The sequence below is a fragment of the Paraburkholderia sp. PAMB 6770 genome, assembly GCF_057748135.1.
Genome location: NZ_CM173238.1, coordinates 1,008,550 through 1,023,698, shown reverse-complemented (window position 1 = coordinate 1,023,698; position 15,149 = coordinate 1,008,550). Strand labels below are relative to the sequence as shown.

At 69.4% G+C, this 15,149-nt stretch carries 14 protein-coding genes and 1 riboswitch; of the genes, 6 read left to right on the top strand and 8 right to left on the bottom strand.

Translation table 11 applies throughout. The features are described 5' to 3' along the window. Window positions 1-42: 42 nt before the first annotated feature. The 5 genes from AC3AP7_RS04795 to AC3AP7_RS04775 all read right to left on the bottom strand — a co-directional run bounded on the left by AC3AP7_RS04795 (window position 43) and on the right by AC3AP7_RS04775 (window position 4,154). On the bottom strand, window positions 43-969 hold the full coding sequence (locus AC3AP7_RS04795; protein ID WP_475765067.1) for an EamA family transporter: 927 nt from the start codon (window positions 967-969) through the stop codon (window positions 43-45). A gap of 479 nt (window positions 970-1,448) precedes the next feature. Then, window positions 1,449-1,709, bottom strand: coding sequence for a pentapeptide MXKDX repeat protein (locus tag AC3AP7_RS04790; protein ID WP_475765069.1), 261 nt, complete (start codon window positions 1,707-1,709; stop codon window positions 1,449-1,451). A gap of 106 nt (window positions 1,710-1,815) precedes the next feature. Then, window positions 1,816-2,610, bottom strand: coding sequence for a molybdopterin-dependent oxidoreductase (locus AC3AP7_RS04785; RefSeq protein WP_475765071.1), 795 nt, complete (start codon window positions 2,608-2,610; stop codon window positions 1,816-1,818). A 10-nt stretch (window positions 2,611-2,620) separates the two neighbouring features. Further along, window positions 2,621-3,259: a cytochrome b/b6 domain-containing protein gene (locus AC3AP7_RS04780; protein WP_475765073.1), complete on the bottom strand. Its 639-nt coding sequence runs from the start codon at window positions 3,257-3,259 to the stop codon at window positions 2,621-2,623. A 37-nt stretch (window positions 3,260-3,296) separates the two neighbouring features. After that, the gene (locus AC3AP7_RS04775) at window positions 3,297-4,154 is read right to left on the bottom strand and encodes a DUF1223 domain-containing protein (protein WP_475765075.1); all 858 of its coding nucleotides are present in this window, start codon (window positions 4,152-4,154) and stop codon (window positions 3,297-3,299) included. Between the two features lie 342 nt (window positions 4,155-4,496). Next, window positions 4,497-4,615: riboswitch (TPP riboswitch) on the top strand. 82 nt (window positions 4,616-4,697) lie between these two features. Here AC3AP7_RS04775 and thiC point away from each other — a divergent pair. From thiC to AC3AP7_RS04760, 3 genes are all read left to right on the top strand, one after another. Then, window positions 4,698-6,629, top strand: coding sequence for a phosphomethylpyrimidine synthase ThiC (gene thiC, locus AC3AP7_RS04770; RefSeq protein WP_475765077.1), 1,932 nt, complete (start codon window positions 4,698-4,700; stop codon window positions 6,627-6,629). A 251-nt stretch (window positions 6,630-6,880) separates the two neighbouring features. Then, entirely contained in the window at window positions 6,881-7,384 is a 504-nt protein-coding gene (locus AC3AP7_RS04765) for a hypothetical protein (RefSeq protein ID WP_475765079.1), read from the top strand. Between the two features lie 327 nt (window positions 7,385-7,711). After that, window positions 7,712-8,653, top strand: coding sequence for a DMT family transporter (locus AC3AP7_RS04760; RefSeq protein WP_475765081.1), 942 nt, complete (start codon window positions 7,712-7,714; stop codon window positions 8,651-8,653). A 708-nt stretch (window positions 8,654-9,361) separates the two neighbouring features. Here AC3AP7_RS04760 and bamC read toward each other — a convergent pair. Then, window positions 9,362-10,606, bottom strand: coding sequence for an NlpB/DapX family lipoprotein (gene bamC / locus AC3AP7_RS04755; protein ID WP_475765083.1), 1,245 nt, complete (start codon window positions 10,604-10,606; stop codon window positions 9,362-9,364). A 474-nt stretch (window positions 10,607-11,080) separates the two neighbouring features. Between bamC and AC3AP7_RS04750 the strand changes: the two genes are divergently transcribed. Together AC3AP7_RS04750 and AC3AP7_RS04745 are read left to right on the top strand one after the other, a co-directional pair. Then, complete coding sequence (locus AC3AP7_RS04750; RefSeq protein ID WP_475765085.1) at window positions 11,081-11,569, top strand: DUF2844 domain-containing protein; 489 nt, start codon at window positions 11,081-11,083, stop codon at window positions 11,567-11,569. A gap of 222 nt (window positions 11,570-11,791) precedes the next feature. Further along, window positions 11,792-13,036, top strand: a complete 1,245-nt coding sequence (locus tag AC3AP7_RS04745; RefSeq protein ID WP_475767770.1) for a DUF3443 domain-containing protein — start codon at window positions 11,792-11,794, stop codon at window positions 13,034-13,036. Window positions 13,037-13,118: 82 nt separating this feature from the next. Here AC3AP7_RS04745 and AC3AP7_RS04740 read toward each other — a convergent pair whose 3' ends face one another. Continuing rightward, window positions 13,119-13,547: a hypothetical protein gene (locus AC3AP7_RS04740; RefSeq protein WP_475765088.1), complete on the bottom strand. Its 429-nt coding sequence runs from the start codon at window positions 13,545-13,547 to the stop codon at window positions 13,119-13,121. A 268-nt stretch (window positions 13,548-13,815) separates the two neighbouring features. Between AC3AP7_RS04740 and AC3AP7_RS04735 the strand changes: the two genes are divergently transcribed. Next, the gene (locus AC3AP7_RS04735) at window positions 13,816-14,484 is read left to right on the top strand and encodes a cadmium resistance transporter (RefSeq protein ID WP_475765090.1); all 669 of its coding nucleotides are present in this window, start codon (window positions 13,816-13,818) and stop codon (window positions 14,482-14,484) included. Between the two features lie 240 nt (window positions 14,485-14,724). On the opposite strand, the gene AC3AP7_RS04730 is transcribed toward AC3AP7_RS04735, so the two are convergent. Then, window positions 14,725-15,051, bottom strand: a complete 327-nt coding sequence (locus AC3AP7_RS04730; RefSeq protein WP_475767772.1) for a hypothetical protein — start codon at window positions 15,049-15,051, stop codon at window positions 14,725-14,727. Between the last annotated feature and the right edge of the window lie 98 nt (window positions 15,052-15,149).

Here is a 15,149-nt window from a genome sequence, read left to right as displayed (position 1 = left end):
GATCCGCGTGCGCGCCCGGCCACGCGCGCGAACGCGCCGCCGTCACGCGGCCGCGCGCCGCCGGTCGAACCAGAACGACAGGCCCACGCTCGCGAGGATCACGACGGTCGCGATCACGGTCGCGCGCGTGACCGGCTCGCCGAGCAGCAGCGCGCCGAGCGCGACCGCAACGAGCGGATTCACGTACATGCAGCTGCTCGCGATGATCGGGCTCGTGTGGCGAATCAGGTAGCCGTACGCGATATACGCGGCGATGGTGCCGATCAGCATCAGGTACAGGAACGCGAGCACCGGCAGCACGTGCAGCGGAAGCAGGCGCTCGCCGGACAGCCACGCGACGCAGGTCGAGATCGCGCCGCCGAGGCCGACCTGCAGCGCGGTCGACAGGAACAGGTCGGCCGGCAGCGCGAGACGCCCCGCGAGATGCGCGCCGACCGCCCAGAACAGCGCGCCGCACAGGATCGCGAGGCTGCCGCCCGCCGAGCCGCTCGCGCCGCCGCCCTCGCTCAGGATCATGATGCCCGCGAGCCCGAGCGCGACCGCGAACCACTCGCCGGTGGCGATCTTGCGTCCGGCGATCGCGGCGATCACGGTGGCGAACAGCGGCACCGTCGCGACCATCACGGCGGCCGTGCCGGTGCCGACCGTGCGCATCCCGAACGCAAGCATGCCGCTCGACAGCCCGACCAGCAGCGTACCGACCAGCGCCGCATGGCGCACCTCGGCCGCGCGCGGCCACGCGCGCGCGCGTGGCGCCGCGAACGCAAACAGGCCGAGCCCGGCAAACAGGTTGCGCAAGCCCGACATCAGCAGCGGCGGAAAGCTGCCGAGCGCGACGTGCACGGCCAGATAGGTCGAGCCCCAGACCAGATAGACAACCGCGAGCGAAAGCGCGACCCGGCCGCCGCGCGTGCGCGGCAGGCGCAGCGGAAAACGCCGCGGAAAACGTGATGGCAGCGAACCGGACATCGGCTCAGCCCGCGTTGGGCGCACAGCGTGCGAAGTGGCGCGCCGCGGCACGCGCGAGCACAGAAAACGGGCGCAGCCGGGACAACGCGGCGAAGCGGGCAAGACAGGCGAGCATGACAGTCGGAGCAGCAGGAAAGCGGAACGCGAGCAGCGCGGCACAAGCGGACGAGCACCGGCCCGGCCCGACGACGACCCCGCCCCGCTGCATCGACGAAGCGCCTGCGTGCCGCACAGACGCGCGGGCAGGCGAACGGAGCCATCGGACCCGCCGCACCGCGCCGCTGCGCGGCCGAACAGGAGCCGATCAGGGCGCCGGACGGGCGCGCGACGAAAGCGGGAGCGCGGCGGCGCGCCGGCCGCCCGGCGCGCCTCGCGGCATTATGCCGGAACGCGCGCGGACGCTGTGCGCGGCCGGCGCGCGCGCCCCAAAAAAAAGAGCCGCCGGCAACGCCGGCGGCTCTGTCGCGCGGATCGCGGAATTACTGCGCCATCGCGCCCGATGCCGGATGCTTCATGCCCATCGCATCGTCCTTCTTCATCGCGTCGTGCGACATGCCGTTCTTCGACATCGCGTCCTTGGCCATGCTGTCGTGCTTCATTGCATCGTGCGACATCGCGTTCTTCGACATGCTGTCGTGCTTCATCGCGTCGTTCGACATCGCGCCGCTGGCTTGCGCGAACACGGCGGTGGCGCCGCTCATCAGCGCGACGGACAGGATGGCGGTAGCGAGCTTGTTCATGAGAAAACTCCTTGATTTACAGGTTACACAGGTTAAAAGAGGCACCCACGGTGCCCGGGTGTTCCGAAGCTTCTGCCGTACGAAGGTCGGGCTCAGCCCGCGTGCGTCAGGAGCCTCCGAACCAGTTGTATCCCTGGTCGACCCAGTAGCCGCCGGGGAACGTGTTGGTGACGAAGATCTCGACGATGTGCTTCGGATTCTTGTAGCCAAGCTTGGTCGGAATGCGCAGCTTCATCGGGAAGCCGTATTCCGCGGGCAGCCGCTGGCCGTCGTACTCGAACGCGAGAAGCGTCTGCGGGTGCAGCGCGCTCGCCATGTCGATACTCTCGTAGTAGTTGTCCGCGCATTTGAAGCCGACGTATTTCGCGCTCGTATCCGCGCCGACACGGCGCAGAAAATCGCCGAACGGCGTGCCGCCCCAGCGGCCGATCGCGCTCCAGCCCTCGACGCAGATATGCCGCGTGATCTGCTCCGCGTGCGGCAGTGCGTAGAGCTGCGGCAGCGTCCATGTGCGCTGGCCGGTCACGAGGCCGCTCAGCGCCAGCCGGTAGCCGGTCGCGTCGACGTGCGGCACGTCCTCGATGCCGTAATACGCGTTGAACGGGAACGGCCGCGTGATCTGCGCTTCGGTGTAGGTCGGCGCGAGGTTCCGCTCGCTGAACAGCAGCGCCTGCGCGCGGTCGTTCAGCCGGGATACGGCTTCGAGGAACGCGTTCACCGAAGGCTCGTCGGTCAGCGTGCAGCCGGTCAGCATCAGCAGGCCGCCGAGCGACAGCATCTGCTTGCCGAACAGCCGCCGCGACGGCTGCGCGAGTTCGCGGCGCGCGTCGACGAGGATCGATTCGCGATCGAGCGGCGCGCGGGGCACGGGCATCGCGGATTTGCGGTCAGACGGTTTCATGTCGTTCTCCTTAACGTCCGCGCAGCATCGTGAGCAGCGAGCGCGGCACCAGCGCGACCATCGCCAGGTGCACCGCGATGAACGCCGCCATCAGCGACATCGCGCAGAAGTGCACGATCCGGGCGTTGTCGTAGCCGCCCATCAGATCGCGCAGCAGCGGAAACTGCACCGATTTCCAGATCGCGAGGCCCGACAGCACCAGCACGATCAGATCGCAGACGACGAACAGATACGCGAGCTTCTGCACCGCGTTGTACTGGCGCAGATCGGCATGCGACAGCTTGCCGGTGAGCGCGGCGACGAGGTCGCGCAGCACCGCGCGCGGCGACAGCGGCAGGAACTTGCGCGCGAAGCGCCCGCTTGCGAGGTTCAGCAGCAGATAGACGAGGCCGTTGAAGACCAGCAGCCACATGGCCGCGAAGTGCCATTGCAGCGCGCCGCCGAGCCAGCCGCCGAGCGTGATCGAGGTCGGGAACGTGAAGGACGGAAAGATCGGCGACGCGTCGTAGATGCGCCAGCCGGACAGCATCATCGTCACCGCCGCGAGCGCGTTCAGCCAGTGCGCGACGCGTACCCAGCGCGGATGCACCGGCCCGGCGGGGCGCGCGGCGGGCGGCGGGTGGCCGCTCGCGAGATCGGAAGAGGTCATGACGGTCTCCTGAAAGGGAAGGAATGCGCCGGCCGGCTCAATGACAGGCCGCCGGCAGGTCGGTCGCCTGCAGCACCTCGCCGCTCGACGCGTTTTCGACGAACGCGACGACGCCGAACTGCCCGGCGCCGGCCGGGGAAGCGTGGGCGGCGCTCCACGCGAAGTCGCGGCGAATCTGCGCGCGGCCGTCCGCAAGCGGCACCGGACCGAACCAGGCGCGCACCACGCGATCGTGATGCAGCGTCGCGCCGCGGTTTTCGCCGGCGCTCACCTGCGACGTCAACGCGTTCTCGTACACCGCGACATACGCATCGAGCGGCGCGCCGGCGGGCGTGCCCGCCCGGGCGCCGAAGCGCGCATCGATCGCGAAGCCCTGCGCCGCCGGCGTCAGCGCCAGCGCGATGTCGGCGCCGGCCGGCTGGGCGCTCACCTCGCGCACCCGCGCCGCGAACTGCGCGGGCTGCGACCAGCCGCGCAGCTCGCGTCCGGCGACGAACACTTCAGGCGTGTAGATCGTGTGCCGGCCGGCCTGATCGGTCAGGCTCTGCTGGCGCTCGGCGAAGCGGTGCTGGGCAAAGCGGTCGGTCCAGCCGAGGCTGTTCCAGTAATCGACGTGCAGCGCAAGCGGCACGACGTCGTGCGCGACGCCGTCGTCCTTCCACTCGCTGAGCCACTGGTCGGCCGGCGGACAGCTGCTGCAGCCCTCGCTGCTGTACAGCTCGACGAGCGCGACGCGATGCGCCGGGCTGTGCACGCTGCACGCGACGCTCGCGGCGGCCGCGAAGCTGCTCGCGACGAGCGTGGCGACGCACGCGACCGCCAGCGCGGCAATCCGCGCCGCGCTGGCGGGGCGGATGCGGCGCAGGCCGGCAAGGCGGGCAATGAACGGGGGCATGGCGGACTCCGGCAGGGGAACTGCACGTTTGTCGGCCGGCACCCGGGGTTATGACAGCGGCGGCAAAAAAATTTTCGACGCCGTGGCGAAACGTCGGGCAAGCCGCCCGGACGGCCTGTGAAGGCGCACGGGCGGCGGGCGGACGGTGCGCGCAAAAGGGGGGCCGCTTCCCGGCGGACCGCTTCGCGTTGCGGCGCCGCAGCATCGCGCGGTCCGTCGCCGCAGCCGCCCCGACGGGCGCGGCGACGGACCTGGCGACGGGCGCGGCCCCTGCGGCGCACCGCCCGGCCGCGCCCCCGTTCACCGGTTGCCAAGCAGCGGGTCGCCGGTGTATCGTGTGCGCTGCTAACGCGGGGGTCCTGCGTCGTACGGCAGCAAAACTGCCGTACCGCGTGGGTGAGAAATACCCTTTGAACCTGATCTGGATAATGCCAGCGCAGGGAAGCGTACGGTTGGCACCCCCGGCAACATCCCACCTCGCGGTGCCTCCCGACCACTTCCATCTCGATCTCCTGCTTAGCGGCCCTACATCAGGAGAATTGCATGAACGCCAATCCGAAGTTCCTTTCCGCCGACGCGCACGTCGATGCCGCGGCGGTCGCCCCGCTGCCGAATTCCCGCAAGATCTACGTCACCGGGTCGCGGCCCGACCTGCGCGTGCCGATGCGCGAAATCACGCAGGCGGACACGCCGGACAGCTTTGGCGGCGAGAAGAACCCGCCCGTGTTCGTCTATGACACGTCGGGCCCGTACACCGACCCGCAGGTGCAGATCGACATCCGCGCCGGGCTGCCCGCGCTGCGTCAGCGCTGGATCGAGGAGCGCGGCGACAGCGAGCCGCTGGCGGGGCTCACGAGCCAGTACGGCCGCGAGCGCGCGGCCGACGCGGCCACCGCCGAGCTGCGCTTTCCGGGCCTGCACCGCACGCCGCGCCGCGCGAAGGCCGGCCAGAACGTGTCGCAGATGCACTACGCGCGCAAGGGCATCGTCACGCCCGAGATGGAGTACATCGCGATCCGCGAGAACCAGCAGCGTGCCGCCTACGTCGAGACGCTCCGGCGCAGCGGCCCGAACGGCGAGAAGCTCGCGGCGATGATGAGCCGCCAGCACCCCGGCCAGGCATTCGGCGCGAGCGCGTTCGGCCCGCACGGACTGCAGGAGATCACACCCGAATTCGTGCGCGAGGAAGTCGCGCGCGGCCGCGCGATCATCCCGGCGAACATCAACCACCCGGAAAGCGAGCCGATGATCATCGGCCGCAACTTCCTCGTGAAGGTCAACGCGAATATCGGCAACTCGGCGGTCACCTCGTCGATCGGCGAGGAAGTCGACAAGATGACGTGGGCGATCCGCTGGGGCGGCGACACGGTGATGGACCTGTCCACCGGCAAGCACATCCACGAGACGCGCGAGTGGATCATCCGCAACTCGCCGGTGCCGATCGGCACGGTGCCGATCTACCAGGCGCTCGAAAAGGTCCACGGCAAGGCCGAGGAACTGACGTGGGAAGTCTTCCGCGACACGCTGATCGAGCAGGCCGAACAGGGCGTCGACTACTTCACGATCCACGCCGGCGTGCGGCTGCAGTACGTGCCGCTCACCGCGAAGCGGATGACCGGCATCGTGTCGCGCGGCGGCTCGATCATGGCGAAGTGGTGCCTCGCGCATCACAAGGAGAGCTTCCTGTACGAGCACTTCGAAGAGATCTGCGACATCATGAAGGCGTACGACGTGTCGTTCTCGCTCGGCGACGGCCTGCGCCCGGGCTCGATCTACGACGCGAACGACGACGCGCAGCTCGGCGAGCTGAAGACGCTCGGCGAACTCACGCAGATCGCGTGGAAGCACGACGTGCAGACGATGATCGAAGGTCCGGGCCACGTGCCGATGCAGCTCATCAAGGAGAACATGGACCTGCAGCTCGACTGGTGCAAGGAAGCGCCCTTCTATACGCTCGGGCCGCTCACCACCGACATCGCGCCGGGCTACGACCACATCACGTCGGGCATCGGCGCGGCGATGATCGGCTGGTTCGGCACCGCGATGCTCTGCTACGTGACGCCGAAGGAGCACCTCGGCCTGCCGAACAAGGACGACGTGAAGACCGGCATCATCACGTACAAGCTCGCGGCGCACGCGGCCGATCTCGCGAAAGGCCACCCGGGCGCGCAGGTGCGCGACAACGCGCTGTCGAAGGCGCGCTTCGAGTTCCGCTGGGAAGACCAGTTCAACCTCGGCCTCGACCCGGACAAGGCGCGCGAATTCCACGACGAAACGCTGCCGAAGGACTCCGCGAAGGTCGCGCACTTCTGCTCGATGTGCGGTCCGCACTTCTGCTCGATGAAGATCACCCAGGACGTGCGCGACTTCGCGGCCCAGCAGGGCGTGTCCGCCGACGAGGCGCTGCAGAAGGGGATGGAAGTCAAGGCGGTCGAGTTCGTGCGCCAGGGCGCCGAAATCTATCACCGCCAGTAGCCGGTGCGCGGCGGGCGGCACGCACGTGCGCGGCGGGCGGCACGCACGCGCGCGCCGCCCGCGCAATCCTCTGAAATACACGGTAACCGGATTGCAACCCGAGCGCGCGCGCAGCAGCGTAAGCTGAATGGATGCCGCCCTTCGGGCGGCCCGCACGTCGCCGCACCGGACTCGCGCCTCGCCGGTGCGCGCGGCGCGCGGGCCGTCCGCACCCGCACTCTCGCGGCGGCGCGACGCAACAGGAGCAAGCCATGAGCCCCATCCCGGCCTTCGCCAGGCTCGCCAGCACGGCGGCCTTACTTTCGCTCGCCGGCTGCTATTACCCGTACGGCTACTACCCGAGCGGCTATGCCGGCAACGCCGTGGTGCCGGCCGCCGCCACGCAGACCGCCGTGCCGGTCAACGCGGCGGGCGAACCGCTGCCGGCGCTGAACCAGACACAGCCGATCCCGGCCCCGCCGCCGCCCGCGGTCACGCAATCGGGCAGCTACGCGGTGCCTTCGGCGGCACCGTCAGTGCCGGCGCCGGGCCCGGCGGTCACCGCACCGGTCGACGCCAGCATGCCGACAACCGTCTACCCGTCGTATTACCCCTACCCGGGCTATTATCCCTACAGCTATCCCTATCCGGCCTACTGGGGCCCGTCGGTCGCCGTCGGCTTCGGCGGCTTCTGGGGCGGCGGATGCTGCTGGGGCGGCTGGCATGGCGGGTGGCACGGTGGCTGGCATGGCGGCTGGCATGGTCACTATCATTGATCCGCGCGGGTGATACGGGTTTGACCCGACTGCTGCGCGCCGCCGTCACAGCGGCGCGCACGCCATTCGCTTCCCTCCTGCTTCCCTCTCGTCGCCGCTCACGGAAGCTGCCCGCAACGGCCAATTTTTCTCACAACGCCGTGAGAATTGCTCGTTTGGTGCCGATCCCCGGATTCGCTTACGCTTGAGGCCCCCGGCCCGCTTTCGCCGGACGCCTCTGCGCGAATTTCTTGCTGTTTCATTCCGGCTTGAAATATCCGCGCACCGGCGCTGCTACCATCCTTTTGCATTCGGACTCGTCATCGCGCTCGCCGCGCTCCCCTCATCATGAATCCCGCTCAGGCTATCCAGCTGCTCGTTCTTGCCGCCCTGTGGGGCGCGTCGTTCCTGTTCATTCGCGTCGGCGTCGCCGAATTCGGCGTGGCGCCGCTGATGGCGCTGCGCGTCGGCATCGGCGCCCTGTGCCTGCTGATCGTGCTGGCCGCGCGCCGGCCGCTGCGCGAATCCGCCGCCACGTTCCGCGCGCGCGCGTGGCCGCTGCTCGTAGTCGGCATCCTCAATTCGGCCGCGCCGTTCTGCCTGTTCGCTTACGCGGAACTCACGCTGCCGGCCGGCGTCACGTCGGTGATCAATGCGAGCACGCCGCTGTGGGGCGCGCTCGTCGCGTTCCTGTGGCTCAAGGACCGGCTGAGCGCGCTGCGCACGGTCGGACTCGCGATCGGTTTCGCCGGCGTGCTGCTGCTCGTGTGGAACCAGGTCGACGGTCCGGCCGGCGGCAGCCATGCGGCACCGCTCGCCACCGCGCTCGCGGCCGGTGCGGCGCTGGGCGCGACCTTGCTGTACGGCATCGCGGCGAACTACACGAAACGCTACCTGAGCGGCGTCGATGCGCTCAGCGTCGCAGCCGGCACGATGACCGGCGCGACGCTCGTGCTGGTCCCGTTCGCCGTGGTTGCGTGGCCGGCCGCACCGGTTTCGCTGCACGCGTGGGCGGCGGTCGTCGGCCTGGGCGTTGCATGCACGGGCGTCGCCTATCTGCTGTACTTCCATCTGCTGGCGGTCGCCGGTCCGGCGCGCGCGATCACGGTCACGTTCGTGATCCCGATTTTTGGCATCCTGTGGGGCGCGCTGTTTCTCGGCGAGACCGTCTCGCCTGGCATGCTCGCGGGCTGCGCCGTGATCGTCGTGGGCACCGCGCTCGCGACGGGCGCGCTGCGGCGGCTCCCGGGCATCGGCCCCCGAGCCGGGCGGCGGCGCGCGGATACCTGAGCGCCGCCGGCGCCGCGTCGCGCGGCGCCGCCACGCGCTGCCTGCTACCTTCGGCCTGCTGCCCCTGCTGTCTTCGGCCTTCGGCGTGCGGCGTGCTGCCTCCGCAAAAAAATAGCCCGCGTTCCAAAGGAACGCGGGCGAAACCGTCGCCCTACGAGGATAGGCGACGGGGCCATCGTGGCCCGCGCGCGCGACGCGCCGCGCGAAACCGTTGTCCGGCAGATTTCGCCCGCACACACTGCGTCGGCGATTCGAAAGGCCGCCTGTGCATCTCCGGACGCGCCACACAACACAAGCCCCTTTTGGCGCGACCGTCATCCGGCCCCATGATTGAATAGAAGCAGCTAGCATGCCAGTTGCGATCGGACCGAGGTGTGCGCGGCAAGCCCTTGATTCTGTGGTGAATCGCGCGCCCCGCCCGGTGTGCGGCAGGCGACCGGCTACGCGTTACGACGTAACGTCACGTTACGTTCATCCGGGACATCGGCCGCGCCCGGGCTGTCGCGCCGCCCCGGGTGCGCGCAGGTGTCTTGCGTTTTCTTTTCAAAGCGCACGGGAGGCGAAAGCAACTGCAAGCATGGCGTGCAAAGCGCGCCCGCTTTCACCGGCACAAAACTCATGCGCGCAAAAAAACCCGCCCGGGTGAACCCCGGGCGGGTTTTGGACGCCGCGCGCGATACGCGGGCGCGCGGGCGCGATCTGCGGCGCTTACTGCAGTTCGTCGGTGACGATGTTCATGATTTCGCGTGCCGGGCGCGACGATTCGATGTTGCCGGAGTCGTCGACGACCGCCACACGCGTCTGGTTCGGCGTCAGTGCGCGCACGTTGATGCGGTACTGTTTCGCCTGCTTCGGCGTGTGTCCGTGGAACAGCTGGCTCCAGAAACCCTGCTCTTCCGAGCGCAGGTCCTTCGGATCCACGTAGCGGATGAAATACAGCCCGCGCGTGCGGTCGCTGCTCTCGACCGTGAAGTTGGCGCGGTCGAGCGCGATGCCCACCCGCGCCCACGTGTCGTCGTACGGCTCGCCGAGCGTGATCTCGGTCGCGGTGTACTGGCCGCTCGGCCCCTGCTGCTGGGCGAGCGCGGTCGCCGACGGCTGCTCGGCCGCAAACTCGACGTTCTGCGCGACGGTCTGCGCGGTCGCACCGGACGCACCGGACGCACCGGACGCGGGCAGCGCGGCCGCGGCCGGCGTCTGCGCGCCCCCCGGCGACAGCGGCTCGCCCGCACCCTGTGCGGTGTCGGTGGCGGCGAGCGAGGCCATCAGCCGTTTCAGGTATTCGAGTTCGAGCCCCGGGTCGTTCGGCCGCGGCACCCATTCGCTCGAGTCGTTGTTCGGACCGCTCAGTGCCTCTTTCAGGCCCTTCTGGCTGATGAACACGTAGGTGCCGCCGTTCGGCCCGGCTTCGAGACGGGTGCGGTACTTGTTGCGCTCGGATGTGACGTACGACGAGTCGCCGAGCGCCTTCGCCAGCGTGTTGCGGATGATGCCGTCGTTGATCTGCGGCCGCGTCTCGTTCCAGTCCGTTTCCATCACGCCGCGGTTGCGCTGGTCGATGACGAGCAGAAAGCCCTGCTCCTGCCAGAAACGCCGCACCTGCGGCCAGATCTGGTCGGGCGCCTTGCCGTCGATGACGAGCCAGCTCTCGGTGCCGGCGCGCTGGATATGCATGCCCGGCACGGCCGGCAGCACGTCGAGGCTGGACGTGGGCGCGCTCGCCTGCACCTGTTCGAGCTTCGACAGCGTGGTCTGGCCGCTCTTCGGCGGCAGCGAACGCTGGTCGGGCGCTTCGTCGAGCAGATTCGGCGGCACCGCAAGAGAAACCGCCTTTGCCCTGACGTCGCTCTTGTAATCGATCTGGGTCGGCGACGGCGTGGTCCCGCAACCGGCGAGAAGCCCGCCGGCCATCATCATTACGACATACCGCTGGGTAACACGAAGATCAGTCATGTTCAGGGAATCCTTCCGCAACGCCACGGCAAGTTTCGTGGATCAACCGATCATTTTACCGATCCCGGGCGAGGATGTGCAAAAACGTGGTCTGACCAGCGCCGCGGCACCGTTCCGTCGCCCGCTACCGCACGTGCCCACGCCCTGCGCACGGTGCCCTGCGCCTGCCGCGCCGCGACCCCGCTGACCCATCGATGCCATTCAAATACGCCAGCGCGCTACGCAGCGGATCACAGCGTGACGATTTAACAGTCCACAACGTTCCCTACAAAAATGAAAGCAAGGAACGCCTGACTCTCACGTAGTTGTTTTTATTGATTTATCAGATTTTTCCTTCAAAGAAGCTAACTTCAAACCTACTCTTCATCAGGCGCACCTACACATTCATCAGGAAAACTGAGTGATATCTTGATTGCGACGTCCTGCAAACGCGTCTCCGGATTAGTTCAACTGACCTTTTACGAGGCTTGGATCATGAACGCTCACATCCGCCGTCCCTTGCACCGCCCGCTCCGCTGGCTCCCGCACACCGCACTGGCCGCCGCCTGCGCCAGCCTGCTCCCCCTTCCCGCCCACGCCCAGCTCGACGGCACGATGCCGCTCACCGCCGACGCGCAAGGCGATGCGCCGGTCCCGCTGCTTAACGGCGCGGTGCTGATGCGCACGCGCATCGACGCGGGCGGCACGACGATCCACGAGTATGCGTCCGGCACCGGCCGGATCTTCGCCTACACGTGGCAAGGCCCGACGATGCCCGACCTGCGCACGCTCCTCGGCACGCGCGAGCAGGCCTACCTCACGGGCGCGGCCAACCGGCTTGCCGGAGCCGCCGACCTCCATGCGGCACGCATCGCCGGCCCGGACGTCGTCGTCGAATCGGGCGGCCAGATGCGCAGCTACGTGGGACGCGCGTGGCTCACGGACGCGCTGCCCGCCGGCGTCACCCCCGACGACCTGCAATAACGGAGGCTCGCCATGAACACGCTTCGCGACACCGTCTCCTGCTTCGCCAGCCTGCCGCCGGCAGCGCTACACGTCACGGCGCACGCCGTATCGCGCCGCCGTCTGCGTTTCGCGGGCTGCTTCGTGGGCTGCTTGATAGGCCGCTTGATGGGCCGCTTGACGGGCTGCTTGACAGGCTGCTTGACGGACCGCTTCGTGAGCCGCCTCACGGCCTCCTTCACGATCCGGCCCACGCTGCGCTTCGCCTTCGGCCTCGGCCTGTGCGGCGCGCTCGCCGCATGCGGCGGCGGGGGCGGCGGCGGCAGCAGTAGCGCCGGCAGTACCGGCAGCGGCGGGACGGCCGATACGAGCAACAGCGGCGCCTCCGGCACGCCGTCGATCCGCCAGTCGAGCACGCCGAACACGCAGCCGGTTGCCGTCGGCGTCGGTGTGAGCGGCACCCGCAACATCCTGACCACCAGCGTCACCGTGTGCGTGCCCGGCACCAGCCAGTGCGCGACGATCGACAACGTCCAGGTCGACACCGGCTCGCAGGGGCTGCGGCTGCTCGCGTCCGCGCTGCCGTCGACACTGGCGCTGCCGGCGCTGCCGACAACCGGCGGCGTGGCGGTCGAGTGCGCGGTGTTCGGCGGCGGCTATACATGGGGCACGGTGCGCAGCGCCGACGTGCGGATGGCCGGCGAACTGGCCGCCGCGTTGCCGATCCAGCTGATCGGCGACCCGGCCGCGCCGGGCGTCGCGTCCGACTGCGCCAGCACCGGCGCCGCGATGCAGACGGCCAGCACGCTGCACAGCAACGGCATCCTCGGCATCGGCGTATTCGCCGCCGACTGCGGCTCCGCCTGCGTGAGCAGCGCGCTGCCGCGCTGGTACTACCGCTGCGACGCGAGCGGCGCCTGTACGGCCACGGCCCAGCCGCTCGCGCAGCAGGTCACGAATCCGGTCAGCGCGTTCGCACTCGACAACAACGGCGTCGTGATCGCCCTGCCGGCGATCGGCCCGGACGGCGCGGCATCGGTGACGGGGTCGCTGCTGTTCGGCATCGACACGCAGGCCAACAACACGCTCGGCACGGCCACGGTCCTGCGAGCCCGCCCGGTCAGCGGCTACGTCACCACCGTCAGCAACGGCCAGACCTACGCGAACAGCTACCTGGACAGCGGCTCGAACGCCCTGTTCATCGCCAACGCGGGTCTGCCCCAATGCGGCCCGTGGTACTGCCCGGGCGCGCCGCAGTCCGGCACCGCGACGATCTCCGGCACCGACGGGAGCGCGGCAGCCGTAGCCTATACGATTGCAGACGCAACCTCATTGCTCAGCACATCTAATTACGCATTTGACAATCTCGCCGCGCCGGCAAGCAACAGCTTCGGATGGGGGCTGCCGTTCTTCTACGGCAAGCGGATCTATACGGCGATCGACGCCCGCGCGACCTCCGCGGGCAACGGACCGTTCTACGCGTTCTGATGCGTGCGCCGGCCAAACCGGGTCACGCGGGACGCCCGGATGCACACGCCGGCGCGGCCGGCATCGCGGCACGCGCGCAGGCTCAGTCGGCGGGCGTGCCGCCGTTTGCGTTCACGAGGATCGCCGGCGAGAGCCAACGGAACGACGTCAGCTTCGGACCATCGAATGTGCACTGGGCGGCAACCGGCTGGCTGGCCGCTTTCATGTTTGTCTTTGCTTTCGTCTTCGACGCGTGGTCCGCCGACGCCCCGCTCGGCGCAGCGGCCTGCGCGACACGCTGTGCCGGCGCAAGCGCGCCTTCGACGACCACGCGCGACCCGCGAATCGCCGCGCCGGTGTGGCTCACCGAAAAGCGGCCGGTCGCGGCGGCCGGCCACTGCGCCGCGGGCACATCCGCGAGTCGCGTGCGCGTCAGCGTCTCGCACGCGTCCGTGTTCCTGTAGACGGCGGCGCATCCCGCGAGCGACGCGGCGGCCAGCAGGCAGGCAAGCGAATAGGTGCGGATCTTCATCGGTGTCCCAGGAGCAAGGCTGCCGCGATTGTATCGTACCCCTCGCCGCCACCGCGGCCGGCCCGGGAGGCCGGCGCCGCACGCGATCACCCGCGCGACGCTGCGTCGAAGCTGGCACAATGTGGCGCTTCGTGGGGCGCTTCGTGGGGCGCCTCGTGTCGTGCTTCGTGGCCCCGGCAAAGCCACGCGAAACCAGGCGAAACCAGGCGAAACCACGCAAAAGCCCGGCCGCTGCCGCGTGCCCTTCTTTCCGACACCCCTCGCCCGCATGCTGAGCCTGATCGCCCTCGCCGCCGGCGCGTTCGCCGCCACCAACATCGACAACCTGTTCGTCCTGCTCGCGTTCGTTGCGGAAGCGCGCGGACGGCTGCGGCCGGTGGTCGCCGGACAGTTCGCCGGTTCGCTCGCGCTGATCGCCGTCGCGATCGGCCTCGCCGACCTCGTGCGCCAGTTGCCGCATGGTTATGTCGGCCTGCTCGGCGTATTGCCGGTCACGGTCGGCCTCGTGAAGGCGCGGACGCGCTTCCTGCGCCGCGCGACGCCCGCCGCGCGGGACGCATTCCGGCGTCCGCCGGACGACGCCGCGCGGCCCGCGCGATCCGCGCGCGCCGCCTCCCCCCCACCCGCGCCGCGCGCGATCGCATCGACGCCATGGTGGACCGTCGCCGGCGTCGCAATCTCGAACGGCTCGGACAATATCGCGGTCTACGTGCCGCTTTACGCCGTCCACACCGGTGCGCAGGGCGCGCTGATCTCGCTCGTGTTCGTCGTGCTGACCGGCGTGTGGTGCGCCGGCGCGGCGTGGCTCGTGCATCATCCGCTGCTCGGCGCGCCGATCCGGCGCTACGGCACCGCGCTGTTGCCGTTCATCCTGCTCGTGATCGGCACCTCGGTGATCGTCGGCAACGATACGCTGCGTGTGCTGTTCGGAATCTGACCCGGCAAGCACAGCACACCGGCCGCCCGCGCAACGGCGCGCAGCCGCGCGGGTGATTCGCGACGCTGCGCGCGCATCGCATCGCATCGCATCGCATCGCAGCGCAGCGCAGCGCAGCGCATCGCAGCGCATCGCAACGCAACGCAACGCAACGCAACGCAACGCAACGCATCGCATCGCAGCGACGCAACGCGCCGCGCCGCCCGCGATGCGTGGCTCGACGCCGCCCTCAAGCGCGTTTCAGTTCGCCGGCATCGGCTGCATCCCGCGCACACCGGCAAGCGGCGCGCCGTAGCCACCTGCCTCCGCGTTGTTCGGCAGTCCGTTCACGAGCTGCGCGCGCGGGTCGGCCGGGTTCAGGTTCAACTCGCCGGCCTGCTGGTTGCCGTGCGTCGGATATTCGCTGCCGCGCGCCGCATCCGGCATCAGCCGCGTGCTGTTCTGCGCGGCGTTGATGTCGTCCTGCGGCGCGAGCCCCGCGCCGCGCGCGCCTGTCGCGAGCCCCAGCGCGGCCACGCAAAGCGCCGCCGGCCACAGTGCCGACCTTCTGTTCGACGTCAGTTTCATCATGCCTCCGACAAGATAGTCCGACGCGCGCATCGGCGCGGCCGGGATCAGGACTTGCGCGAATCTCCGCCCGGAGGGTGCCGGATCGTCGCCGGCAT